This is a genomic window from Sporolactobacillus mangiferae, assembly GCF_023336505.1.
GTDB lineage: Bacteria > Bacillota > Bacilli > Bacillales > Sporolactobacillaceae > Sporolactobacillus > Sporolactobacillus mangiferae.
Map to the genome: position 1 here is coordinate 51,418 of NZ_JAMAST010000002.1, position 16,817 is coordinate 68,234.

15 protein-coding genes are annotated in these 16,817 nt (G+C 44.8%); all 15 read right to left on the reverse strand.

The window, feature by feature from the left end; translation table 11 throughout:
• Positions 1–2 precede the first annotated feature (2 nt).
• Entirely contained in the window at positions 3–320 is a 318-nt protein-coding gene (locus M3N64_RS02665; protein WP_249097068.1) for a YlxQ family RNA-binding protein, read from the reverse strand.
• The gene (gene rnpM / locus M3N64_RS02670; RefSeq protein ID WP_249097069.1) at positions 310–594 is read right to left on the reverse strand and encodes an RNase P modulator RnpM; all 285 of its coding nucleotides are present in this window, start codon (positions 592–594) and stop codon (positions 310–312) included. Before rnpM ends, M3N64_RS02665 begins: the two co-directional genes overlap by 11 nt.
• A gap of 12 nt (positions 595–606) precedes the next feature.
• The gene (gene nusA, locus M3N64_RS02675) at positions 607–1,755 is read right to left on the reverse strand and encodes a transcription termination factor NusA (RefSeq protein WP_249097073.1); all 1,149 of its coding nucleotides are present in this window, start codon (positions 1,753–1,755) and stop codon (positions 607–609) included.
• Positions 1,756–1,786: 31 nt separating this feature from the next.
• On the reverse strand, positions 1,787–2,260 hold the full coding sequence (gene rimP, locus M3N64_RS02680; RefSeq protein ID WP_249097075.1) for a ribosome maturation factor RimP: 474 nt from the start codon (positions 2,258–2,260) through the stop codon (positions 1,787–1,789).
• Between the two features lie 121 nt (positions 2,261–2,381).
• A complete protein-coding gene (locus tag M3N64_RS02685; RefSeq protein ID WP_249097081.1) occupies positions 2,382–6,695 on the reverse strand; it encodes a PolC-type DNA polymerase III in 4,314 nt (1,437 codons plus the stop codon).
• Between the two features lie 409 nt (positions 6,696–7,104).
• Positions 7,105–8,748: a proline--tRNA ligase gene (locus tag M3N64_RS02690; RefSeq protein WP_249097082.1), complete on the reverse strand. Its 1,644-nt coding sequence runs from the start codon at positions 8,746–8,748 to the stop codon at positions 7,105–7,107.
• A gap of 40 nt (positions 8,749–8,788) precedes the next feature.
• A complete protein-coding gene (rseP, locus tag M3N64_RS02695) occupies positions 8,789–10,051 on the reverse strand; it encodes an RIP metalloprotease RseP (RefSeq protein WP_249097092.1) in 1,263 nt (420 codons plus the stop codon).
• Between the two features lie 21 nt (positions 10,052–10,072).
• The gene (locus M3N64_RS02700; protein ID WP_249097095.1) at positions 10,073–11,221 is read right to left on the reverse strand and encodes a 1-deoxy-D-xylulose-5-phosphate reductoisomerase; all 1,149 of its coding nucleotides are present in this window, start codon (positions 11,219–11,221) and stop codon (positions 10,073–10,075) included.
• Positions 11,222–11,232: 11 nt separating this feature from the next.
• Positions 11,233–12,024, reverse strand: a complete 792-nt coding sequence (locus M3N64_RS02705; RefSeq protein WP_249097097.1) for a phosphatidate cytidylyltransferase — start codon at positions 12,022–12,024, stop codon at positions 11,233–11,235.
• Positions 12,021–12,806, reverse strand: coding sequence for an undecaprenyl pyrophosphate synthase (gene uppS, locus M3N64_RS02710; protein WP_249097098.1), 786 nt, complete (start codon positions 12,804–12,806; stop codon positions 12,021–12,023). The genes M3N64_RS02705 and uppS overlap by 4 nt, the downstream gene beginning before the upstream one ends.
• Before the next feature lie 88 nt (positions 12,807–12,894).
• The gene (gene frr / locus M3N64_RS02715) at positions 12,895–13,455 is read right to left on the reverse strand and encodes a ribosome recycling factor (RefSeq protein WP_249097100.1); all 561 of its coding nucleotides are present in this window, start codon (positions 13,453–13,455) and stop codon (positions 12,895–12,897) included.
• Between the two features lie 3 nt (positions 13,456–13,458).
• Positions 13,459–14,184 (reverse strand): UMP kinase, encoded by a 726-nt coding sequence (gene pyrH / locus M3N64_RS02720; protein WP_249097107.1) that lies wholly within the window; start codon positions 14,182–14,184, stop codon positions 13,459–13,461.
• 161 nt (positions 14,185–14,345) lie between these two features.
• Positions 14,346–15,227 (reverse strand): translation elongation factor Ts, encoded by an 882-nt coding sequence (gene tsf, locus M3N64_RS02725; protein WP_368389885.1) that lies wholly within the window; start codon positions 15,225–15,227, stop codon positions 14,346–14,348.
• Positions 15,228–15,317: 90 nt separating this feature from the next.
• Complete coding sequence (gene rpsB / locus M3N64_RS02730) at positions 15,318–16,085, reverse strand: 30S ribosomal protein S2 (RefSeq protein WP_249097109.1); 768 nt, start codon at positions 16,083–16,085, stop codon at positions 15,318–15,320.
• A gap of 150 nt (positions 16,086–16,235) precedes the next feature.
• The gene (locus M3N64_RS02735) at positions 16,236–16,808 is read right to left on the reverse strand and encodes a DUF2802 domain-containing protein (protein ID WP_249097111.1); all 573 of its coding nucleotides are present in this window, start codon (positions 16,806–16,808) and stop codon (positions 16,236–16,238) included.
• Positions 16,809–16,817: the final 9 nt, after the last annotated feature.

Consider the following 16,817-nt stretch of genomic DNA (forward strand, 5'->3'; position numbering starts at 1 on the left):
ATTCACCCCCGTGATGATGGTCCGATCTTTTCGATCAGCCGGCCAGCGAATCCTTGATCTGTAACCGCGATGATCACGCGTGAAGGCTGACCAATCGCCTGGCCTAGCACCTCTCTATCCGGTACGGTCAAAAGCGGAACATGATAATAGCCACATTTATTCTGGATTGTCTTTTTTGTTCGCTCAGAGGCATCTGCGCTCAGGAGTACCATTTTCGCTTTCTTAAGGCGAATCAGCCTCAGTACAGTATCCTCTCCGGAACTCACTTTTCCTGCCCGTTGTGCAAGTCCCAAAAGCGATGCCCATTCGTTATTGGGCATCGACCGGATGTTGCTCCAAATAATGATACATTTCCTCAAACACGCGTTCTGGGACCGGAACGCCCAAGTGCCTTGAGAGCAGGTTTTTATCTTTCGCTTTTTGAATGCAATCAGCTTGCTTTGAAAGGTACGCGCCTCGTCCGTTCTTTTTACCCGTTAAATCGAGAAAAACCTCTCCTTCAGGAGAACGGACAATGCGGAACAGATTTCTTTTCTCTGTTGACTTCTGGCATGCAATACATTTGCGCAAAGGGATCTTTCTCTGTTTCGGCATTGAACAACCTCCTTAATCCCGTTCGTTTTCCGGAAAATCCTCACTCTCCGTCGACGATTCAGCTGTCTGTTCATCAACTGGTTCATGATCGGCTTCCTGGACCGGCGGATCATCAAAAAGTCCGAGTTCCTCTGCTTCCGATTCACTTTTTATATCAATTTTCCATCCTGTCAGTTTTGCAGCCAAACGCGCATTTTGTCCGCGTTTGCCAATTGCCAGAGACAGCTGATAATCAGGGACGATTACAGTTGTTGCTTTCCCCTCTTCATTGACGATAACTTTTACAACTTTAGAAGGGCTAAGCGCATTGGCAACGTAAGTAACCGGATCCTCAGACCAGCGCACAATATCAATTTTTTCGCCTTTTAGTTCATTAACAATGGTTTGGACACGTGCGCCTTTCTGGCCAACACACGCACCAACCGCATCAACGTCCGGATCAGCAGCATGAACAGCAATTTTTGATCGATCTCCCGCTTCTCTTGAAATCGATTTGATTTCAACAGTACCATCATAAATTTCCGGAACTTCCAGTTCAAATAAGCGCTTAAGGAGACCTGGGTGTGTTCTCGAAACGGTGATCATGGGCCCTTTCTTTGCATCTTCGACTTTTGTCAGATAAACTTTGATTCGATCATGCGGATGATACGTTTCATTCGGCATCTGTTCAGACTGGGGAAGAAGCGCTTCGACTCTGCCAAGATCAACGTAGATAAACCGATGATCGATTCTCTGGACAATGCCGGTCATAATGTCATCTTCACGATCAATGAATTCAGAATATATGACGCCGCGTTCAGCCTCACGCACACGCTGAGTAACCACCTGTTTTGCTGTCTGTGCAGCAATTCGTCCAAAATTTCGCGGAGTCACTTCGATTTCAACAGTGTCTCCGATCTGATAGTGTGGATTTAATCCTTTTGCCTGCTCCAGCGAAATTTGAAGGTTGTTGTTTTCAACAGCTTCAACGACCTCCTTTCTTGCATAGACTTTGATTTGTCCCAATCCTTCATTAATATCAACCCGCACATTTTGTGCCTGATCAAAGTTTCGCTTATATGCAGAAATCAGTGCTGCCTCCAGAGCATCAACCAATACTTCTTTGCTGATACCTTTATCCTTTTCCAGTGCGGTAAGTGCTTCTAGCAAATCACTGCTCATCTTTTTCTCCCCTTTTCACAGCAGTTCTGGCTTAAAATAAGATTGCCAGCCGGCTGCTCGCAATCTTGTCAAAAGGAAGAGTTACATGAGTCACTCTTGTTTTGTTTTTAATTGCGAGTACCACAAAGTCTTTATTTACTTCAGTCAGTTTGCCCTCAAAAACCTTGGAGCCATCGATAGGCTCATAGGTAGTCAGATGAACATCTTTTCCCACAGCTTTTTCGAAGTCCGCAAACTTCTTGAGCGGACGCTCCGCCCCTGGCGAAGACACTTCAAGAAAATAAGCATCTTTTATCGGATCCTTCTTGTCAAGTGCTTCACTCAACTTTTCGCTTACGGCTGCACACGTGTCTAAATCTATACCACCATTCGGAGTATCAATAAAAACACGCAAAAAATAGTTCTTTCCCTCTTTGACATATTCTACATCAACGAGTTCAAGATTCATTTCGCTTAAGATCGGGGAAATTAAATCATCTGTCATCTTCGCGATTACGCCAGCCATTTTCAGCCTCCTTTTGAAAATGAAAGAGTGGGAATTTCCCACTCTTTGCAGACGAACTATTTCCAGTATTTCCATAAACACTATATCATACCCATCTGAACAAGGCAAGGTATTCAAAACATCAGAAAAGTGACAGCTGGTTGGCGTCAGGCATCCCTTTAAGACATCCTTGTACATCCAGATATTCCAGGATTGTTTTTGATATTTTCGCCCGCCGCTGCAAATCTTCTTTTGAAAGGAACTCGCCATCTTTCCTTGCATCAGCGATCGCCTTGGCAGCATTGGTGCCGACTCCCGGTATCGCATTGAAAGGCGGTATCAGACTGTCGCCGTCGACAAGAAAACGTGTGGCATCAGAACGATAAAGATCAACTGACTGGAAACTCAGCCCGCGTTCACACATTTCAAGTGCAACTTCAAGCACTGTGAGCAAACTCTTTTCCTTGGGAAGCGCATCGTTTCCTTTCTTTTCAATTTCATCCATTTTTGTCCGGATGGCGTCGGAACCGCGTTTCATAACATCTACATCAAAATCATCAGCCCTGACACTGAAGTACGTCGCATAAAATAAAATGGGATAGTGAACTTTGAAATAAGCGATCCGAAAAGCCATGAGCACATAGGCAGTAGCATGGGCCTTTGGGAACATGTATTTAATCTTCAGGCAGGAGTCAAGATACCACTCTGGTACATTATTTGCCTTCATTTCCTGAACCCATTCTTCAGTTAACCCTTTGCCCTTTCGCACGGATTCCATAATCTTAAACGCATGTGACGGTTCAAGGCCTTGATGCATCAGATCAATCATTATATCGTCACGGCAGGAAATCACATCACGCAGCACACAGGTCCCGTCTTCAATTAAAACCTGTGCATTGCCTAGCCATACATCCGTTCCATGCGACAGGCCAGAAATTTGTACTAATTCGGCAAAAGATGTCGGTTTCGTGTCTTCCAGCATCTGACGAACAAAACGTGTTCCGAATTCAGGGATCCCAAGGGAGCCTGTTTTACATCTTATCTGTTCTGGTGTGACGCCAAGCGATTCAGTCGAACTGAATATTTTCATAACTTCCTGATCATCGGTAGGAATCGTTTTCGGATCAATACCACTTAAGTCCTGCAGCATGCGGATAACGGTCGGATCGTCGTGTCCCAGAATATCCAGTTTTAAAATGTTGTCGTGAATTGAATGAAAATCAAAATGCGTTGTCTTCCACTCTGCTGTCTTATCGTCTGCCGGATACTGAACCGGTGTGAAATCGTAAATTTCCATATCTCGCGGGACAACAACAATACCGCCAGGATGCTGCCCAGTCGTCCTTTTGGCGCCGGTGCATCCGGCAGCAAGCCGGTCCCGTTCGGCACTGCGGAAGCTGGCACCCGTATCCTCTTCATAACCCTTCACATAGCCATAAGCTGTTTTATCGGCAATTGTACCGATCGTTCCCGCACGAAAGACTTTATCTTCGCCAAACAGCACCTTCGTATAATTGTGCGCCACGGGCTGATAGTCTCCGGAGAAATTCAAATCAATATCCGGTACTTTGTCGCCCTTAAAACCGAGGAATGTTTCAAACGGAATATCATGTCCTTCTTTTTTCATAATCGTTCCGCATTCTGGACATTTTTTATCTGGTAAATCAAAGCCGCAGGCAACTGATCCATCGGTAAAAAATTCAACATGATGGCATTCTGGACAAAGATAGTGCGGTGGAAGCGGATTAACCTCCGTAATCTCAAGCATTGTCGCAACCAGCGACGATCCGACCGATCCTCGTGAACCAACTAGGTAACCGTCTGAAAGCGACTTTTTCACCAATCTATGCGCAATGAGATAAATAACTGAAAATCCGTGTCCAATGATGCTCTTAAGTTCTTTCTCCAGACGCCTCTCAACAAGTTTCGGTAATTGATCACCGTAAAGCGTATGCGCACGTTTGTATGTTTTGTCTTTAACTTCATCCTCAGCGCCATCAATTGTCGGTGTGTACAATTTATCTTTTACTGGGAGCACATCATCAATCAGATCGGCAATCGCATTGGGATTGTCAATCACGACCTGCTCTGCTTTTTCCTCCCCAAGAAAACGCATAGCCTCCAGCATTTCATCAGTCGTCCGAAAGTGTACGTCAGGCTGCGTTTGTCGATTCAGCGGGTTCGCAGCTTGTGAAGCAATTAAAATTTTGCGGTAAATCTTATCATGCTCATCCAAATAATGAACATCACCTGCAGCGATAACCGGCTTATCCATTTTTTCTCCAAGTTTGACCAGTTTAATCATAACATCCTTCAGCGCAAGTTCGTCCCGAACGATTCCTTTTTCAACGAGATGCTGATAATTGGAAGGCGGTTGGATTTCAATATAATCATAAAACTCAGCAACTTTCTCAGCGAGTTCAGCTGATTTCTGCATCATTGTTTCAAATAATTCGCCTTTTTCACAGCCGGACCCGACTAAGAGCCCTTCCCGATATTTATTTAATAGTGATCTTGGAATTCGCGGAACGCGATAAAAGTATTTAACATGCGCAAGCGAGATCAGTTTGTAAAGATTTTTAAGCCCCGTTTGATTTTTAACCAGGAGGATGATGTGTGATGGCCGTATTCTGTTAAGGTTGCCCTTGCCAAGATAATCATTCAATTGATCATGGAGGTGCATGCCCTTAACGCCGGCATCTTTAATCATCTTCCAAGCGACATAAGCAGTGGCTTCCGTATCATAAATTGCCCGGTGATGATGAGTCAGTTCGATATTGAAAGCTTTGCACAAGGTATCCAGCTTGTGATTTTTAAATTCAGGATAGAGCAGCCGTCCAAGTTCCAGAGTATCAATAACTGGGTTATCCGCCTTATCATAGCCTAACCGCTGATAAGCCGTATTCAAAAAGCCCATATCGAAAGTAGCATTGTGTGCGACAAGAATTGCTTCACCGGCAAAAGCACGAAACGCCTCAATAACCTGTGGTTCATCCGGGGCATCCTTCAGCATCTCATCGGTAATACTGGTCAGTTCAATAATTTTTTGTGGCAAAGCACGGTGTGGATTTATAAACTGATCAAATTTTTCCAGTACTTCGCCGTTCTTCATTTTTACTGCTGCAAATTCAATGATTGTGTCATAAACCGCAGACAGGCCCGTCGTTTCAACGTCAAAAACAACATAAGTATCATCTGACAGATCACGATGGGCCAGATTATAGGCAACAGGAACTCCATCGTCAATCAGATTAGCCTCAACGCCGTACAAAATTTTAATCCCATTCTTTTTCCCCGCTGCATATGCTTCCGGATACGATTGCGCAACCCCGTGATCAGTAATCGCAATGGCTCGATGCCCCCACTGTTTGGCACGCTTGATTAATGCGGATGCCGTAACCACGGAATCCATCTGACTCATCACTGTGTGCGCATGTAATTCAACCCTTTTTCTTCCCTCAGGCGCTGTATCCTGCTTACTATCTGGCATGATTTCTTCAATATCATTGGCGATCATTACCAGATCGCGAACAAAGCTGTCATTCTGAATACCGCCGCGAACTTTAACCCACATTCCCTTCTGCAGTCTACCGAATTTTGCTGCATCCTCTTTATCCCGGGAGAACGCCTTGACCATAAGTGAATCGGTATAATCTGTAATTTTAAAGAGAAGAAGCGTTCTTCCGCTGCGCAATTCGCGGATTTCCGAATCAAAGACATACCCTTGAATCGTTAATCGGCGTTCTTCATCCTGAATCGTTTCTATCGAAACCGCTTCATCATGAATGTCGTAACCGATCTTCAATGGACCGTCAGAAGTTTCTTCAGCTGCTTCCTTAGCCTCTTTTTTCTTCTGTCTTTCAATCATCGCCTGAACCACTTTTTGCTGATCTTCTGCTTCACGCTGTTTGACAAACGAATCATAGGCTTTAGTTCGGTCCTCCGCGTTTATTTTTATGTAAAGGGAAAACGGCGGGAAGCCAAAAATACGCAGTTTTTCATTCAACACTTTCGGAAGTTTGCGTTTTAACAGCCCTGCTTCCGTTTCGCTGCTGGCGTTCAGTACAAGTTGCTGATCATCCAGACTCGGATGCTGCTGCTTGAGACAAAGCTTCAGCGCGGGAAACTCTTCAATCAGCTGCTTGTTTACTACCGACTGCCAATAGTCTGTAAAATATTGATTTTTACTATCGGTATTCTTTGCCTGAATCGAAAAAGTCACCTTGGAAACAACGGATTGAAAATGCTTCTGAAGCGCGGTTTCAAGCCATTCGTATACCTTATAAGGCAGAATATCGGTCATACGCAAATCTAAATGCCATCGCTTTTCCGAACGGTAAACAGTAAGTTTCTCAATTTCACCTTGAGCAAAATACTGTTCAATCCATTCTCGTGGTGCATGGATATGTTCAAGAAGCATTCTGAGTCGCTCCGATTTTGAACTTGCTCTGTCCATCAGGCCTCGTCTCCTTTTTCTATAATTCTACTAAAACTGATCGTGAAATGCATCCGCCTATCAGTTTCAATCTACACCTGATTCCGCCATATGTTAGAAGAGGCTGTCCTAAAGGTACCGAACTTTATACTGTGATCAACATGAACGCTCCGCCAGCGTCCCGCGCCTCCTCTTTGATGCTTTGCAAAGCCACCGTTTTGTTTATTTGGATGCTGGCAGATTTATCATGAGTAAGCTAATCCGTGCGTCAACAAATAACATGAGCCTTTAACATAACCCCTTGTAAAAAAAGAACAACCGGAAAGAATCCGGTCGATTGGAAAATTACTTTTGATTTATTGTCCGAATCACTGGTCCGGCACCTTTTGAAGCAGCCGCATGATCATCGCCGGTTAAAAATAGCATCAAATTAGTCTGCCTGGTCCAGCAATTGAACAATGGATAATGGAAGCTCCTTGATTGATATTTCAATGCGTTCCTTTTCTTTTCGCGAAGCCAGTTCAACGATTTGGTCAGCTGCCTTTTTGCCGACAATCACCTGGACCGGACAGCCAATTAATTCACTGTCAGCAAATTTTACCCCTGGCCGTTCTTTGCGATCATCCCAAAGCACGTCATAACCCTGATCAGTGAATTGCATGTAAAGCTTTTCTGACAGATCGTACTGGTCTTTGTTTTTTGGATTTACAGTAATCAGATGGATGGTAAATGGGGCAAGTGATTTAGGCCAAATCATACCATCTTCATCATGGTACTGTTCACAAATCGCGGATAAAGTTCGGGACACACCGATCCCATAACAACCCATGATCAGTGGCCTTGCCTTTCCCTCAGCGTCTAAATAAGTCGCATTCATGGCTTCGGAATATTTTGTTCCAAGCTTAAAAACCTGTCCGATTTCAATGCCATGTGCAAATTTAATTCGTCCTTTACCGTCTGGAGAAGGATCGCCCTCTTTGATAAAACGCAGATCCTCATACCGTTCAACAGGCAGATCCCGCTTCGGATCAATGAAATTATAAGTCGCAGCCTCAGGTTCAGAATAAAAAGAGGCCTGTGCAATATGTTTTAATCCGTTGTCAGCCAATACACGCACTCCTTTTTCAGGATGGAGGGGGTTGCCTGACTCTGGATTAATGGATTCAATCAAATCCGTCCCCAGTACATTTTTGACTTTGACGTCATTAATCTCATCGGATGATTTTACAAAAACAACCACCGTTTCCTCTCGCGTTTTAAACCAATAGGCACTTATCGAAACAGCACCGGAAGCAATTGCTTTACCTGCCGTTTTCTCAAGCGGCAGAGACTCTCCCTTATCAGTTATATCTGTATCCAAGACAGCAGCCATTTCCAGATTAGCAGCATAGTCGGAGCTGTCCGAATAAGCAATAATGTCCTCACCGATCTCGGCAAGAGCCTGAAACTCATGCGTATCTTTTCCTCCGATAGCTCCCGAATCCGCGAGAACAGCCCGGAACTTCAGCCCGCAGCGTTCAAATATCCGGCAGTAGGCATGATACATTTCCCAGTAGGATTGATCAAGGCTTTCCGCGGAATCATGGAAAGTATAAGCATCCTTCATGATAAATTCTCTTCCGCGCAGCAAGCCAAATCTCGGACGTTTCTCATCCCGATATTTTGTCTGGATCTGATACAGACTCATTGGAAGTTTCTTATATGAATTCAAGTAGTCGCGGACTAAACTTGTAATCACTTCTTCTCCAGTGGCACCTAAAGCAAAAAAACGTCCATGACGGTCTTTCAACCGCATCAGCTCTGGTCCATAGACGTCCCAGCGGCCTGTTTCATGCCAGAGTTCCGCAGGCTGCATTGCAGGAAGCAGCAGCTCCTGCGACCCAATTCGATCCATTTCTTCTCGAATAATGACTTCAATTTTTTTAATAATCTTATAACCGAGCGGCAGATAGGAATAGACACCAGCAGCGACCTGACGGATAAAACCGCCGCGAAGTAACAGCCGATGGCTCGCCGATTCCGCATCTGCAGGCGTTTCTTTCATCGTAGGTATAAACATCTGGCTTTGTTTCACAAAAGGACACCTCAATTCATACTATTCGTTAATTTAACGGTCATCGCGAAAACAAATTTTGCAAGTCATTCCATGTTACGAGCAGCATCAGGAGCATAAGAAAAGCAAAACCAATAAAGTGAACCAGCGCTTCTTTTTGAGGCTCTACCGGTTTGCCTCTGAGCGCTTCAATAATCAGAAACAACAGGCGGCCGCCATCTAGCGCCGGAAGCGGCAACAGGTTGATGACCGCAAGGTTGACACTTAAAAAGGCGGTCCAATTCAGAACAAAAAACAGTCCCTGGGCAACAACTTCCCCGGTCGCATTATAAATGCCGACAGGCCCGGCAAGCTTATTCAGATCAAAGCCGCCGGTAACAAGCATTTTCAGGCCTGTAAGTTCCATTTTTATCCAATAATAAGTCTGGCTGAATCCGGCGCTAACCGATTCGATAAACGAATGACGTGTTGGCTGATAGACACCGATGACGCCTTCAAGTTTCCCGTTCTCTCCCTTGCGCTGACCGGTTACTAAATTGATCTGGCGTTGATTTTCGTCACGTATTACCGTCAATTGAATCTGTTCTTTTGGATGTTTGCTGACATAGGAAACAATATCACGCCAGCTGCCTGTCGTTTTTCCGTCAATGGCCACAATTCGATCGCCCTGCATCAGCCCAGACTTTTCTGCGGGGTAGCCATGAATCACTTTGCCAAGCAGTGGTGCATTTGACGGGACACCCTGAATACTAAAATAGATGACAAAAATGAGCACCGCCAGGACCAGATTCATAAATGGTCCGGCAAAAATGGTCAAAAAACGTGCGGGCAGCGACTGGGACGCAAATTGACGGTCACGCGGTGCAATTTGGAAATCCTGATTGTCCACAACATAGGTTGCATCCCGTTCAATAGCATAGCGAAGCAACGGCCCGTCTTCATCCTCATAACCGGACAGAAAAAGTTGATCTTCGAAATCACACTGTTCAACCGTCATAAAATGCGCATCAGGATATTTCTCCAGATGATCGCTTACAATTCGATACACTCGACCATAATCATTCAGGTAAAAACCGATGCTCTGTCCCGGTTTTATTTCAAAGGATTCAGGATCCTCACCAGCCATACGGACGTATCCTCCAATTGGGAGCAGACGTACCGTATAAACCGTTTCTCCTTTTTTGATGGCAAAGATCTTCGGGCCGAATCCGATCGCATACTCACGGCAAAGTATGCCGGAACGCTTTGCAACGATCAAGTGTCCGAATTCATGGATCGAGACGAGCAGTCCGAATATGATCATAACGATAATCAATGTTTCCATGAGTAAGACACCCACCTCTGCTTAATTTATTAGGTCCGCAACAAAAACTCTTGTTTCTTTATCGACCGCTTCAATTGTTCTCAAGTCAGGATTATGAACAGTCTGATGATGTTCCAAAGCCTTTTCCACGTAACGCTCAATATCCAGAAATGCAATTTTCTTTTTCAAAAAAGCGTGCACTGCAACCTCGTTCGCCGCATTCAGAACAGTCGGCATTGTCCCGCCTTCTTTGCCTGCCTGATAGGCTAATGATACGCTTGGATAACGGCACGTGTCCACTTTTTGGAAGTGAAGGTTTCCAATTTCTGATAAATGCAACGGTTTTGTCAGTCTCGATTTCATTCGGGACGGATAAGATAACGCATATTGAATCGGAACAAGCATACTTGGAAGCCCCATCTGTGCCATAACGCTATGATCAGCATATTCAACAAGTGAGTGGACAATGCTTTCTCTATGTATCAGCGTTTCAATTTTCTCATAAGGCATATGGAACAGCCAGTGGGCTTCAATGACTTCTAATCCTTTATTCATCATTGTTGCCGAATCAATCGTTATTTTTGCACCCATCGACCAATTTGGATGCTTCAGTGCATCATTAACTGTAACTTTCTCCAGATCTTCACGTTTCAGATCTCTGAAACTGCCACCGGATGCCGTAATGATGAGTTTTGAGATTGCCGAGCGGTCCTGCCCCTGAATGGACTGAAAGATTGCTGAGTGTTCACTGTCGATTGGCAGTACAGAAACACCAGATTCTTTTGCACGCTGCATCACAATATGCCCCGCTGTAACCAGTGTTTCTTTATTCGCAAGACCAATCGTTTTGCCGGCCTCTATGGCTGCAAGTGTCGGCTCAAGTCCGATGCTGCCGAGCACAGCATTCACCAGCATATCGGAATCCGTAGCTGATGCCACTTCGATCATGCCTTCAACGCCATATACAAGCTTGATTCCAGAATCTATCTGAATGCGTAACTGATCTGCAACTTGCTTGTTCTTAACCGATACTAATCGGGGCCTGAATTCATGAATGATTGGCAGTGCTGCATCAATATTCTGACCAAATGCCAGCGCCGCAACTGAGAATTGATCCGCGTGTTCGCGTATGACTTCAAGTGTTTGTGTACCAACCGAACCGGTTGCCCCCAGCAAACTTATTTTTTTCAAAATCATTCCCCCTAAGCAATGAAACCCAAAACGTACAGAAGCGGAAGCACGAAAATTAAACTGTCAAATCGATCAAGCAAACCACCATGTCCCGGAAGTATCTTGCCTGAATCCTTAACTCCGTAAAATCGTTTAATTGCGGATTCAACGAGATCTCCAACCTGGCCGAATATGGATATAAGCAAAGCCGCACCCAAAAGCTGCATCCAGGAATCAAACAGCGGTTGCCCGATGATCCACTGAAAGACGAAGGCTGCCGCCAATGCCGCAATCACCGCCCCTGCAGACCCTTCCTGTGTTTTATTAGGACTGATGTATGGAGCGAGTTTATGTCTGCCCAGCCGGCGGCCGATAAAATAAGCACCGCTGTCTGTTGTCCAGATCAGAATCTGTATAAATAAAATCAGAGCAAGGCTTTCCATCCGCACGCGGACAAGTAAATGAAAAGGAATGCCTATGTAAAAAACCGAAAGAAACAGATATGCAGAATGTGCAAATGAAAAACGATTCTTCGTCATAACATTAAACAGAACGAGAAGTAATGCAAGTAAGGTGACTAACCTGGGCCAGACAGGCCCAAGAACGCTCGGTGAAAACAGCGCACTGCATACAATAAACAGAACAGCAACCGCACCAAGAAGGACTTCCGGTGACGTTGCCGACATCTTGTTCATGACTGCAAGCTCGATATAACTGATTACAGCAATAGCTGCTGCCAGAAATGCAAAAGGAAATGAGCCGATCCACAGTAAGGCAAGGTATAAGACACCCGCAAGCAGCCCGGTGATCACTCTCTGTTTCAATTTTCTTCACTTCCTTCCATTAACCCGCCATATCTGCGCTGTCTGGAAGCAAAGATAGATACTGCTTTCTGAAGACTTTGTTCATTAAAATCCGGCCAGTATTCATCCGAAAAATACAGTTCTGTATATGCAAGCTGCCAGAGCATGAAATTACTAAGCCGAACTTCTCCGCCTGTACGAATCAAAAGATCCGGATCTGGGAGCGCAGGACTCATCAAATGCCGGGCAACTACCTCTTCCGTAACAGCTTCAGCATCAAGCCGATTGTCGCCCACTTCCTGAATAATTGCTTTCATTGCACGAACAATCTCAAGATGGCTTCCATAATTCAATGCGAAATTCAAAATCAGGCCGGTATTTTTTTGAGTACGCGCTACCGCATGTTCAACAGCCTGTAATGTATGCGACGGAAGACGCGATAAATCGCCCATTGTCCTTACCTGGACATTCTGTTCAATCAATTCATTCAAATAGGAATTCAGGAATTGCTGCGGCAATTTCATCAGAAAGTCAACTTCAGGCTTCGGACGCTTCCAGTTCTCTGTTGAAAATGCGTAAAGTGTCAGGACTTTGATTCCAAGCCGATCTGCTTCTTTTGTCACTCGTTTTATCGTTTTCATTGCTTCGCGATGGCCAGCAATTCTTGGCAATCCTCTTCTCTTTGCCCATCGTCCGTTACCGTCCATGATAATTGCGACATGCACCGGAATTTTATTGACTTTGTGGCTTGCCAGACTCGGCTCGTCCGTTTTTCCTGTTTTAAAGGAAAATTTTTCGAACATTGATGTTCCCCCAATGCTGATACTGAACATCCTGAATGCAGCAGATCTGCAAAATTGGATATGGTATCCGTTTGGTCATAGTCCTTATTTAAATATCCATCATTTCTTTTTCTTTTTCCGAAGCAATCCGGTCAATGTTTTTTACAGTACTGTCTGTCAGTTTCTGCACGTTGTCTTCTGCTTCACGGACATCATCTTTTGTCAGTTCGTTATTCTTGGCCATTTTTTTAATTTGGTCATTGGTATCACGACGCACATTACGGACAGCAACCTTTGCTTCTTCTGCCATCTTTCGCACCATTTTTACCAGTTCCGCACGTCTTTCCTCTGTCAACGGCGGAATAGCAATTCGGATCACAGAGCCGTCATTCGTTGGTGTAATTCCCAAATCTGATTTCATGATCCCCTTTTCAATGTTTGCAAGCGCGCTGCGATCATAGGGTTGCACGAGCAACAGACGGGCTTCCGGAACCGTAATCGAAGCAACCTGATTAAGCGGCGTCTCTGCGCCGTAGTATTCAACCGTAACTTTATTGAGCAAAGACGGATTTGCGCGTCCGGCACGAACGGTCACCAATTCGCGTTGAAACGCTCTCACCGCCTTTTCCATACGATCTTCAGCATTTTTTAAGAGTTCTGACTGAGCCATCTGTTATCGCCCCTTTACTACTGTACCAATGTTTTCGCCGAGAACGGCACGCCTTATATTTCCTTCTTCAGAGAGCGAGAAAACAATCAGCGGAATATCGTTGTCCATACTGAGTGATGATGCAGTGGAATCCATTACCTGAAGTCCTTCATTCAGAACACGAAGATAGGAAATTTCTTTATATTTCTTCGCAGACTTATCTACTTTCGGGTCTGCCGAATAGACACCATCTACATTATTTTTTGCCATTAAAATGACATCGGCCTCAATTTCAGCTGCGCGCAATGCAGCAGTTGTATCGGTTGAAAAATACGGATTGCCGGTGCCGGCTGCAAAAATAACAACACGTCCTTTTTCGAGATGGCGAATGGCCCGTCTGCGGATATAAGGTTCGGCAACCTGACGCATTTCGATTGAAGTCTGCACACGTGTTTCTACTCCGATGCTCTCCAGGCAATCCTGCAGGGCAAGCGCATTCAGTACTGTGGCCAGCATGCCCATGTAATCCGCCTGTGCACGGTCCATCCCCATTCCACTGCCGGCCTTGCCGCGCCAAATATTACCGGCGCCACAAACGATTGCGATCTCAACACCAAGGTCGACGACTTCCTTCACTTGTTTCACAATTGATCGAATTATACTCGGTTCGATACCGAACCCGCTCTCTCCTGCAAGCGCCTCTCCGCTCAATTTAAGAATGACACGCTTATATTTCGCCTTTGCCGGCATATCTTCATGCACCTCTCAATAGATTGATTTTAAAAAATGGGGCACGTGACCCGTGCCCCATTGGAATTCCTTGCTCTGTTTCATCGGGTGTTGAAAACCGCATAGCGGTCCATGACGGTTTCTGTCGATATCGTCTTTCAACATTCACCTTACAGGCGCTATTATTGTTTCAACTGTGCTTTAACTTCATCAGCAAAGTTTTCTTCTTTTTTCTCAATACCTTCGCCAACCTCAAAACGTACAAAATCAAGAACGTCAGCGTTTTGGCTTTTCAAATATTCTTTTACAGTTACATCGCCGTCTTTGACAAATGGCTGATCTACGAGACAGATTTCCTTAAAGAATTTTTTCAGCCTGCCGATAACCATTTTCTCAACAATATTTGCCGGTTTGCCTTCACTAAGCGCCTCCTGAGTCAGTACTTCTTTCTCATGGGCAACGACATCGGCCGGAATATCATCTTCTTTTAAATATTGCGGCCGGATCGCTGCAACATGCATGGCAATATCCTTGGCAACTGCTTCATCCGAACCGGAGAGCTTGGTGAGCGCAGCAATTCTGCCGCCCATGTGAAGATAGGAGCCGAATACTTCTGCATCTGTTTTTTCAATGATTGAAAAGCGGCGCAGAGAGATTTTTTCACCGATTTTGGAGATGGCAGCGGTGATCGTCTCAGCAACCGTCTCACCGGATTCCATCTTTTGTTCAAGCGCCTGTTCCACATTGTCAGGCTGATTTTCCAGCAGATGATCTGCTATTGTATTAATTAACGCTTTGAATTCAGCGTTCTTTGCAACAAAGTCGGTTTCGGAGTTTACCTCCAGCGCCACCGCCCTGTTCCCTGCGATCTTAATTTCGGCAAGACCTTCGGCAGCGATTCGTCCTGATTTTTTCGCTGCTTTTGCCATACCTTTTTCACGAAGTACATCAATCGCCTTTTTAATGTCGCCATCAGCTTCGGTAAGGGCACGCTTGCAGTCCATAATACCCGCACCTGTCAATTCGCGTAACTCTTTTACTTGTTTTGCATTAATAGCAGCCACTTGGGCATCCTCCTTCTTGTCTTCCAAAATTTCGTGAAAAGAGTGATAAGGGCCAGCCCCTTATCACCCCGTTCCATGCATTGTTTCTTTTTATTCGGCCTTAACCGGTTCTTCAGTTTGCGCAACGGCGGCTTCATCCTGCTGAACCGATTGTGCAGCGGCTTCATCGTTTTCTTCGCCCTGATTGGCCTCCAGCACCGCATCGGCCATTTTCCCGGTCAGCAATTTAACCGCACGGATTGCATCGTCATTACCAGGAATAATGACATCGATTTCATCAGGATCGCAGTTCGTATCAACAATTGCAATGATTGGAATATTGAGCTTATGCGCTTCAGCAATCGCAATTCTTTCTTTGCGTGGATCAATAACGAACAACGCTTGTGGAAGGCTTTCCATATCTTTAATGCCGCCCAGAAACTTTTCAAGACGGGCTAACTCCTTTTTGAGTCCAACCACTTCTTTTTTTGGAAGCACATCAAAAGTTCCGTCTTCCTGCATCTTCTCAATATCTTTCAGTCGTTTAATTCTCTTACGGATGGTTTCAAAGTTGGTCAGCGTACCACCGAGCCAGCGCTGGTTCACATAGTACTGTCCCGAACGCTCCGCTTCAGCTTTAACTGAATCCTGGGCCTGCTTCTTTGTGCCGACAAACAGAATTTTTCCTCCGTCCGCCGCAATATCTCTTACGAAATTGTACGCTTCCTCGACTTTTTTAACGGTCTTTTGCAAATCAATAATATAAATACCGTTTCTTTCCGTAAAAATGTACGGCTTCATTTTTGGATTCCAGCGACGTGTTTGATGACCAAAATGCACGCCAGATTCGAGTAGTTGCTTCATTGAAATAACTGCCATGAAAAAAATTCCTCCTAATTGGTTTTATTCCTCCGTTTGCATCATGTTCACGAGTAACTGATTAAACATTCAGCACCTGCCCGTAAATTAACAAACGTGTGTTATTGACACCATTCGTTAATATACCATACTCCAAACCGTATAGCAAGACTACGATTGAACTTTTCCATGTAATTTAAGCAGCAGTTCAACCTCGCCTTCTCCGCGATTCATTTTTTTAGCGATTTCAGTCAGTGAATAACCTTTCTCCTGCAGTTTGACAGCCTGCAGGTAAGGTGATTGTTCAACCTGATCCTGAATATCATCGATTGGAGGTACCCACTCCTCTTTGTTTTTCAGGTTCTGATTTAATGACTGCTTCTTCTCTTTTTTTTGCAGCTGCTCTTTTTCCGAATCAAGTGTTTCAGCAAATGTAGAAGCCGGTCCGGACTGTGTTCTATTTGTTTCAATTGAATGCTCGGTGTTTTTTCCCGAATGCACAGTCCTATTTTTACTTGACTGCTGACTGTTATATTCAGTAAGCAGTGTGTTCAACTGTTCTAATAATTGCTGGTTTTCAAGGCGGACAGCTTTAATATGCTCTGAAAGAAGCCGGTCCGCATTTACAGCGGGATCATCCGAACGATTTTTTTCAAGAATGCGGATCCTTTGATAGAGGTGCAAGATTAAATAAAATACCAGGAGTAGCATAACAAAATTTAAGGTAATCCAAAATGCTGACAAGGGGGCCAC